This window comes from Streptococcus mitis (assembly GCF_002096925.1).
Classification (GTDB): Bacteria; Bacillota; Bacilli; order Lactobacillales; family Streptococcaceae; genus Streptococcus; species Streptococcus mitis_AF.
Genome location: NZ_NCVN01000036.1, coordinates 1 through 6554 on the forward strand (window position 1 = coordinate 1; position 6554 = coordinate 6554).

Annotated in this window: 5 protein-coding genes; all 5 read left to right on the plus strand. The window is 38.1% G+C overall.

The features are described from left to right. A partial coding sequence (locus B7692_RS06380) for an FtsK/SpoIIIE domain-containing protein (RefSeq protein ID WP_275655656.1) occupies window positions 1-1413 on the plus strand: 1413 nt, incomplete at its 5' end. Between the two features lie 114 nt (window positions 1414-1527). Further along, on the plus strand, window positions 1528-2157 hold the full coding sequence (locus B7692_RS06385) for a hypothetical protein (protein WP_419991800.1): 630 nt from the start codon (window positions 1528-1530) through the stop codon (window positions 2155-2157). After that, window positions 2154-2777: a hypothetical protein gene (locus tag B7692_RS06390; RefSeq protein ID WP_084930243.1), complete on the plus strand. Its 624-nt coding sequence runs from the start codon at window positions 2154-2156 to the stop codon at window positions 2775-2777. Before B7692_RS06385 ends, B7692_RS06390 begins: the two co-directional genes overlap by 4 nt. Window positions 2778-2998: 221 nt before the next feature. Next, the gene (locus B7692_RS06395) at window positions 2999-3664 is read left to right on the plus strand and encodes a hypothetical protein (protein WP_084930244.1); all 666 of its coding nucleotides are present in this window, start codon (window positions 2999-3001) and stop codon (window positions 3662-3664) included. 12 nt (window positions 3665-3676) lie between these two features. Next, window positions 3677-6310: an SA1320 family protein gene (locus B7692_RS06400; RefSeq protein WP_084930245.1), complete on the plus strand. Its 2634-nt coding sequence runs from the start codon at window positions 3677-3679 to the stop codon at window positions 6308-6310. Window positions 6311-6554 lie beyond the last annotated feature (244 nt).

A 6554-nucleotide genomic window follows, 5' to 3' on the forward strand; every position in this document is an offset into this window, starting at 1 on the left:
GTCCTTCTCTATGGAAGTCCGGGTACCGGAAAGACAACCTTCCTTCAGTCTGCAGGTATGGACTTGGCTCGTAAGTTCAGTCCTAAGGACCTTACTATGTACTTGATGGACTTTGGGACCAATGGTTTGGCTCCATTGTCTAAGCTTCCTCAGGTAGCGGATACCATGTCTCTGGACCAAACGGAGAAGATCTCTAAGTTTGTACGAATCATGGAGAAAGAACTCAACCGTCGTAAGAAACTCCTTGCGGACTATGGAGTTGGGACCTTGGAACTCTATCGTCAGGCTAGTGGTCAGGAAGAACCGGCTATTGTCGTCCTCTTAGATAGCTATGAAGCCTTCAAGGAAGAAGCCTATGAGGCAGAACTCTTCAAGCTCTTGGTGCGCATCTCTCGTGAAGGTCTCAGCATTGGGGTACATCTCTTGATGACAGCGGGTCGCCAGTCCAACCTTCGTGCTCAACTCTATTCGAACTTCAAGCACCAGTTGAGCCTACCACAAAATGAAGCTAGTGAAGTGCGGACGATTGTGGGCTCTACACCCCTTGCCATGACCATGGAAGACATCAAGGGACGGGCTCTCATGAAGCGTGAAGACGTGGATGTCATCCAGCTGGCACTCCCAGTCTCTGGAGCCAACGACACCCAAGTACTCAACAACCTATGTCAGGAAGTGGCTTCCCTCCAAGAAGCCTGGACAGGCCAGCGCCCAAGTGCCATCCCGATGGTACCGGAGGAGTTGACAGAGACTGACTTCTATAGTCGAGCCAGCGTGCAGACTGCCTATGAACACGGTCTCGTGCCATTAGGACTTGACTTGGATACAGTTGAGCCCGTTACTTGGAATCTGGCTAAAGGCAATCTTCTCTACCTAACAGATAAAGAAGAGCAGATGGTGGCCTTGGTGAAACACATTACCAAAGGGAAACAGAAGGTCATCGTCTTGGCGCCGAAACTTTCTAAACTCAATCTTGAGAGATTTGGGGAAGAAGTCATTTATGAGGATGAGATACAAAACATCGAAAATAGGCTAGAGCTTCTTGAATCGGAACTTCATAAACGACATCAAGAAGGATTAAAGAAACATGTAGTTACCGTTGTTCTTTATAATATCACAGAAATAATTGGGAATTTAACACCTGTAGCACAAAAGAGACTAGAGTTTATCTTTAAACAAGGTTTACTAGCAGGCTTTGCTTCAATTGTTATTACGAACCAAAGTATTTCTCGTAATATAGAGGCTCCGTTGCGCCTAGCAAAAGGTTTCAAACAAGCTTTGATTAGCATGAGGCTCAATGACCAAAACGTTGTACCCGTTGCAAAGAAACCTCTAAGAGAGACTATGTTAGAAAATCAAGTTCATTATTTTGTTTGTGAGAGTACATACATTAAGATTAAGGCATTGATGCGATAAATGATTGATTAAAGGCGCAATCACGAATCAATAGTGAACATTATAATCGCGGAGTAAAGAAAGATGAAAAAAATAAAAATAATTTTATGGCTAATGATAGGAGGAATTATGCTTATGGCAGTAGCGTCATTGAATGGATGTAGTTTAGGTGGTGAAACCATTCCCAAAAACAGGACAAAAGAACAGTACGAATTTGAAAAAACGTTTGAGCCCATGTTTAAATTTTTAGAGCAAGACAAGAAGGAGTTTAATGGATTAAAGCTTTACAAAAATAGTATTTATATAGAGAGTGGAAACGTAGTAAAGGATTATAAAGTATTATTAGATACTAGCCAATCTGACATTAAGGGTGACTATACAATAAAAATTGGGGATAATAAAGAAACAGTTCCAGTTACTTACTCTAATGGGAAGTTAAATTATGGGTCGGAGGTAACTCCTTTATATGATGAAGAAATTCTTAATTTGGTAGTACAAAGAGATTATTTCGCTTCCTTGAATATAAAAGAAACCTTTAAGAGTGCTGAAACTGAATTGAGCGATATTATCTACCAGCCTGAAAATCATTCTGACCTCTATAAATATCTTAAAAATAAGTACGATATGCCAGAAGATACGACCTGTCGAATAATATTAGATTACTCTAGTGGAACAATCTATGGAATTTCAATACTAATGGAATCTAAGGATGAGGCTGTTCAAATAGATTTAACTATATTTAAACAACGGGAGGATAATCAATGAATGAAATTGAAAAAAGTAACCGTCGAGTTGAAATGTCAGCCGTCTTATCTGATGCTGTATATAAATACGAAGTAGCCTATACTGCTGGTCGTAAAAATCCAACAGAGATGGCTGTAGGGGTTTTGGATGATGCTGGCGTGGATAGTAGTAGTTATAAAATCGTAGACTCTATGTATGATAGAGGGTCGGGTGTTGCTGCTATTGCTGTTTACGATGATCTGACAAAGGAGACTTATATCTCATACGCTGGAACCAATATGGGTGCTGATGGCCATAAGGATCCTATTGTAGACCTTGCCATTGCCTTAAATGACACCTTGTACTTAAAAGAAAAAAACAAACCCGCCCTTGATTTTTATGATAGAGTGGAGGCGAATGGACACTATATTAGCACAACTACTGGCCATTCTTATGGAGAATATCAGGCTGGAAGGACAGCCATGGAGAGACAAGTCCCCTATAATTTTGGCTATCAAGGTGCTCCTCAGTCGGTAAACGGTAAGACTGCTCAAGAGATGGTTGCGGATGGTGACGCTGCTTGGTATAGGGAAGTTGTTGCTAATAGTAATAATTTTGAAGAATTCAAAGTTAACATAATATTGGGGATCCGTTACGCCTAGCAAAAAGTTTCAAACAAGCTTTGATTAGCATGAGGCTCAATGACCAAAACGTTGTACCCGTCGCAAAGAAACCTCTAAGAGAGACTATGTTAGAAAATCAAGTTCATTATTTTGTTTGTGAGAGTATATACATTAAGATTAAGGCATTGATGCGCTAAATGATTGATTAAAGGCGCAATCACATATCAATAGTGAACATCATAATCGCGGAGTAAAGAAAGATGAAAAAAATAAAAATAATTTTATGCTTACTGATAGGAGGAGTTATACTTATGACAGCAGCATCGTTGACTGGATGTAGTTTGGGTGGTGAAACCATTCCAAAAAATAGAACAAAAGAACAGTATGAATTTGAAAAAAAATTTGAGCCTATGTTTGAATTCTTGGAAAAAGACAAGAAAGAGTTTAATGGGTTAGAAGCTTATCAAAGTAGTGTTTATGTAACAGTTGGAGACGACGTAAAGAATTATGAAGTTAATTTAGATACTACTATAGCGGACATTAAAGGTAATTACACAATAACACTTGGGGATACTAAAGAAACAGTTCCTGTTACTTACTCTAATGGGAGATTACAGTACGAATCGAAGTTAGAACCTTTGTTTGATGAGGAAATTCTCAATTTAGTTGTTAAAAGAGAATATTTCGCTTCTTTAGATGTAAAAGAGACTTTTAAGAGTCCGGAAACAGAGCTTTTTGAAATTATTTACCAGCCAGAGAATCATTCTGAACTCTTTAAAACTTTAAAAAACAAGTATGATTTTCCAGAAGACACCAATTGTCGAGTAAGAATCAAACACTCCAGTGGAAGTATTTATCGGATTTCTATACAAATGAAATCGATGGATAAGTCAATTCAAATAGATTTAAGAATATTTGAAAAATAGGGAGAATGGCGTATGAACGAAATTGAAAAGAGCAACCGTCGGGTGGAAATGTCGGCTGTATTATCAGATGCAGTGTACGATTATGAGCAGGATTACACAAGTGGTGGAGATAATCCAATCGGAGAAGCTAAAGCTGTCTTAGATAAAGCTGGTATTGATGAAAGTAGCTATGATATCGTAGATTCCATGTATGATAAAGATTCAGGTGTTGCTGCAATTGCGGTTAAAGATACGATGACAGGTGAGACCTATATCGCCTACGCTGGGACTAACATGGGTGCTGACGGGCATAAGGATCCTATTGTAGACCTTGCCATTGCCTTAAATGACACCTTGTACTTAAAAGAAAAAAACAAACCTGCCCTTGATTTTTATGATAGAGTGGAGGCGAGTGGACACTATATTAGCACAACTACTGGCCATTCTTATGGAGAATTTCAGGCTGGAAGGACAGCCATGGAGAGACAAGTCCCCTATAATTTTGGCTATCAAGGTGCTCCTCAGTCGGTAAACGGTAAGACTGCTAACGAGATGGTGGCAGATAGAGATGCTGCTTGGTATGTAGACGTTATTGGTAAGAGTAACAATTTTGAAGAGTTCAAACAAAAATTAGAGGCGAAAGCTAATGCAGCGAATTTCGGGATAACTAGGATGACTTTTGGTTTTAAGAAAAATACAGTTAAACTTCCAGACGATGCCGTTCTTAGGCAGTATTGGGATTATCTGTCTCATTTAAAAGATACTTCTCCTGAGACTTTGAAAGCTGCTAAAGAAGAAGCAGAACGAATTGAAGCGTTGAGGAAGAATTACAAGGGTTACTCTGTGACGTTTTCTACAACTCGAGATACATTAACGAATATTGCTTGGGCTCAGGATGGGAAAGAGATTTCATTTGGAGGACAGGCGCTGGATAATAGTGTTGCAGAAACACTGTTGGATAACAACACTTGGTTAGTGCTAAAATTTTTGGGAATCACAAGGGAAACCAAGTATCCTGGCAATGTTGTTGCGATTGATCTACCGATTCATCATAATATGACGAAGTACAGAGAAAATGCTGAAGCTATGGAATATACAAAGCAAGTAGTTTTAGAACAGTTATTTGCGGTTGATATAGATGGCGATAGTTTATTAGATTTTGCAGTGACTCCAGAGAATACAACAACTCGAGATTTGTTGAAAAAGTATGGTGACTCAAAAGAAATTCGCTTAGACACGACCTCTATGATGACTTTGATTACAAATCTGAACGCCAGTTTAAGACATGCGGAAGACTTGTTAGAAGTAGTTAAACGTACAAGTCAGGCAAATGAAAATGTTATGAATAATTTGTCGAGTCGTACAAACAATCTAAAAGAAGCCGTCTTCCAGCATTTACAATCAATTAGTTTGATTGAAGCTATTCAAAAGATAGATAATGCTTTCAGTAATTATGATGGCATGAAAGAAACGTTTAAAACACTTAATGCATATAATCCCTATGATTTCTCTAGGAATTTTGACTGGTTCGGTTTTAGTGGCCTAAACGACTATTTTGATAGTAATGGAAATAATTTTGACCATGGAGCAATTGCATCAAAATTATATAGTGCAAAGTTTAATAGTGAGTTGACTCTTCTTGATATTGAAGTACATAAAATGACTTCAAAAGGTAAATCTGAAGGTAATATTTGGGCTGAATCAGCTACCTCTACTTACTTGGGTGTAAGAGGTGCAGAACTAGTCAATTCGTTTGAAGGAATGATAGAAAAAAGCACGACAGGATTAGATAAGCGTTCCCATTTTGGCGATGGAATACCACAAGCTGTGAATGAAATTTTAAAAGTACTGGAACAAAACATTAAGACAATCATTTCTTGCATTTCCTATACTATCTCCGTAGCCGAAATTATCAAAACTGCTTTAGAAGAAACAGATAGAGGCTTGGCGAGAAATATTGATGACCTAGATTTTAGTTCGGTTCCAGATGTTAATACTAGTGTTTCTCAGGATTATAATACCTACTTAGAAGAAAGTGGAATATTTGATGATCGTGATGTTATTAGTGCTTTTGATGATCAGATAGATGTGAGGGCTGAGGATCTAGCAAATCAGATGTCTACGTCTTTTAGCAGTTATTTAGATAGTGCAAAAAGCTATATTCAAAACACGAATAAAGTTATAAATACCTCAAGAGATAATTTAAAAGATCTTATCAATGATTTTCCTACTGAAATTTATTATAAGAATAAATTTGACGATAAGGACGATAAAAAGTTTTATGGTACTGTGGAGTCCGAGATTTCAATATCGGGTACAATTCGAACAGCTGCTTCAGATATTGATATTTTGGATATAGATTTGACCACAGCAGCTACAACAATAAATCTAGTTGTGTCGATGTTGGGAGGTTTCAAGCCTGCGTTCAGGAATGGGATGGAGGATGCATTTTATGGAGCAGCTGAATTGAAAGGTGTTGTTCGTGCTCAAAAAGCAGTTGGTGCAGTTGTGAAATCTTTGCAGATTCGGTTTACAAATTTCAAGAGTGATTTAGAGAGTCTGGCATCGGGTGCTGCGGTACAGGCGTTGGGATATAAACTTGGAGAAATGACAAATCTCATGGGTAATGTCAGTCATGTGATTGATGACTGCTTTGGGGACAGTTAATTACTCAGATATACTAAAAAGTGTTCACTTCTATAATATTTGAATATCCACCTGGATTATTTTCAGGTGGTTTTCTTTTTATTATTCCATAATGTATTCAGTTTTCTTATAATATCTCTCTTATGGTATAATGAATTAAAGCTTTTTCCTCATCTCAGATGAGTTTGCAGAGCTCAAGGTTAACCAGCCCGACTTTATCAAGAAGTTGGTATCTATTGCGCGTGTCGGGCGTTCCCTCGGTGTT

Excerpts from the sequence above, each read along its gene's own strand:
- B7692_RS06385 (WP_419991800.1), top strand. The coding sequence starts at position 1,528 with ATGGCAGTAGCGTCATTGAATGGATGTAGTTTAGGTGGTGAAACCATT.
- B7692_RS06390 (WP_084930243.1), top strand. The coding sequence starts at position 2,154 with ATGAATGAAATTGAAAAAAGTAACCGTCGAGTTGAAATGTCAGCCGTC.
- B7692_RS06395 (WP_084930244.1), top strand. The coding sequence starts at position 2,999 with ATGAAAAAAATAAAAATAATTTTATGCTTACTGATAGGAGGAGTTATA.
- B7692_RS06400 (WP_084930245.1), top strand. The coding sequence starts at position 3,677 with ATGAACGAAATTGAAAAGAGCAACCGTCGGGTGGAAATGTCGGCTGTA.